At 67.6% G+C, this 2,256-nt stretch carries 3 protein-coding genes; 1 reads left to right on the top strand and 2 read right to left on the bottom strand.

Annotated features, from left to right (window positions below):
• Positions 1-99: 99 nt before the first annotated feature.
• Positions 100-525, top strand: a complete 426-nt coding sequence (locus tag BIS11_RS15625) for a glycosyltransferase (RefSeq protein ID WP_253586496.1) — start codon at positions 100-102, stop codon at positions 523-525.
• On the opposite strand, the gene BIS11_RS15620 is transcribed toward BIS11_RS15625, so the two are convergent.
• Entirely contained in the window at positions 522-1,703 is a 1,182-nt protein-coding gene (locus tag BIS11_RS15620) for an MFS transporter (protein ID WP_253425721.1), read from the bottom strand. The genes BIS11_RS15625 and BIS11_RS15620 overlap by 4 nt on opposite strands.
• A gap of 65 nt (positions 1,704-1,768) precedes the next feature.
• The coding region (locus BIS11_RS15615) for a LysE/ArgO family amino acid transporter (protein ID WP_253586495.1) at positions 1,769-2,256 on the bottom strand (488 nt) is incomplete at its 5' end.

Here is a 2,256-nt window from a genome sequence, read left to right as displayed (position 1 = left end):
GGTCACGTTGAGCCCGTCGCTGGCGCGCACCGGCGAGCCGTCCTGGGTCAGCGTGTACCAGCGATAGAGCTCGCGACCGGCCAGCTGATTGGCCATGCGTTGAAGCTCGCAGGCGGCGTGGACGTGGGCAACCCGGGCTGGTTCGACGCCCACGTGGCGGGCGAGCTCGATGAATCCATCGTTCACGTCGGCACGATCGACGATACGCAGAAGCAGGCGCTTCTGGGCGGCGCGAAGGCGCTTCTGTTTCCCATCGACTGGCCGGAGCCCTTCGGGCTTGTGATGATCGAGGCGATGGCCTGCGGCACGCCGGTCATCGCCTGGCGCAACGGCAGCGTGGAGGAGGTGATCGAGCACGGCGTGACCGGCTTCATCGTCGACTCGATCGAACAGGCGAGCGCCGCGGTGGCGCGGCTGGCGGAGCTAGATCGCGCCCGCATCCGCGAGCGCTTTCTGGAGCGCTTCACCGCCGAGCGTATGGCGCGCGACTACGTGGCACTCTACGAACGGCTGCTGACGCGCTAGAGGGCGCTGTCGGCCTTCAGAAGCGTTCTGCCGAGCACCGCGACCACCAGCGCCAGCGTCACGCACAGAAGCCCCATTGCCAGGTACACCTCGCGCAGCGAATCGAGCCACGGCGAGATCCCGGAGACGACGATCGGCGAGATGAACTGACCAAAGAAGAAGGTCGAGGTGAAGCCGCCGAACACCCGCCCGCGCACCCGCTCCGGGGTGATGCGCATCAGCCAGGTGGTGGTGTTGGGCATGAACAGCCCAAGCCCCAGCCCCGCCACCGCCGCGCCGATGACCGCCATGGCGTAGCCGTGGGCGGAGCCGGTGATGAAAAGGCCGGCCGCGGCGACGCTGAAGCCCAGCACGTAGACCGACATCACCGAAAGATGCGCCTTGAGGCGGCCATAGCAGAAGCTCACCAGGCTCGCGGTGAGCGCGGCCATGGAGAGCGCCGCGCCGATGGCAAGGCCGCTTTCAACACCCTGCTCGGCGAGCAGGAACGGCAGCTGGGCCGGGAACAGGTAGAACATCATCATGCTGATCATGGCGATCAGGTAGGCAAGCGCGGTACGCCCGAGATCGAGTCGCGCGAAGGGCGCCTGGTGCGCCGCGCCGTCCTCCTTTGCCCGGCTCGGCTCGCGCAGCACCAGAAGCGCATAGGGCAGCAGCAGCACCCCAGTGAGGTAGAGAAGAAACGGCCCGCGCCAGCTCCAGTCGGACAGAAGCCCGCCCAGGTTGATGAAGATCACCCCGCCAAGCGCCATGGCGCTGCTTTGAAGACCCAGAAAGCGCACCCGCTCGGCGCCACTGAAGTAGTCGCCCACGAGCGTGGTGCTGATGCTCAGGATGCCCGCCACCGCCACGCCCATCAGCGCTCTCGATGCCAGCAGCAGGTTGACGTCATCGATCAGGAAGCCCGAGGCGCCGGCCAGCCCATAGACCGAGAGCATCAGGATCAGAAGCGGCTTGCGCCCGAAGCGGTCGGCCAGATAGCCCATCAGCGGGCTGAACAGCGTGATCATCAGCGCCGGCAGGGTCAGGATCAGCTGGATCAACACCTGCGGGGCGTCCGCGTAGAAGCGGCCGATGCCGGGCAGCGCCGGCGAGATGATCGCCCCGGACATCACGGTCATGGTGCTGGCGAAGAGCAGTACGGCCTTGGTGTGCGTGCTGTGGGAAATGGCGGTCATCCGGAACCTCTCGAAAGCGGGCCGCCAAGCTTAGCACATCTCTTAGCAGGCTACTTTTCGCGCTCTCAATGGCCGCCGAGCAGAAGCTGCAGGGCGATGGCGAGCATCATGGCCGCCACCAGCAGGTCGATCAGCCGCCAGGTCACGGGCCTTGCCAGCAGTGGCGCCAGGCGCGTGCCGGCCAGGGCCAGGGCACTGAACCAGAGCGTCGAGGCGCACACCGCGCCGAGGGCGAAGGCACCGGGCGAGGGCTGCTGGGCGCCGAGGGAGCCGATCAGCAGCACCGTATCGAGATAGACGTGCGGGTTCAGAAGCGTCACCGCAAACGTGGCCGCGAGCACCGCCGCAAGCGAGCGGGGCGCGCTCTGACGCACCGTCAGGGCGTCGCTTCCAAGCGCCCGGGCCAGCGCCTGCAGCGCGTAGACGATCAGAAACGCCGCGCCGCCGTAGCGAGCCAGCGCCAGCAGCACCGGGCTCTGGTGGAGCAGGGTGGCAAGCCCGAACACGCCAGCGACGATCAGCAGCGCGTCGCAGACGATGCACACCAGCGCCA

The sequence above is a fragment of the Halomonas sp. 707D4 genome (assembly GCF_024158685.1).
In the GTDB taxonomy this organism is placed as follows: domain Bacteria; phylum Pseudomonadota; class Gammaproteobacteria; order Pseudomonadales; family Halomonadaceae; genus Vreelandella.
Note: the sequence above shows the minus strand (reverse complement) of the source record. Positions and strands in the feature narration are given on the sequence as shown.

Excerpts from the sequence above, each read along its gene's own strand:
- BIS11_RS15620 (WP_253425721.1), bottom strand. The coding sequence starts at position 1,703 with ATGACCGCCATTTCCCACAGCACGCACACCAAGGCCGTACTGCTCTTC.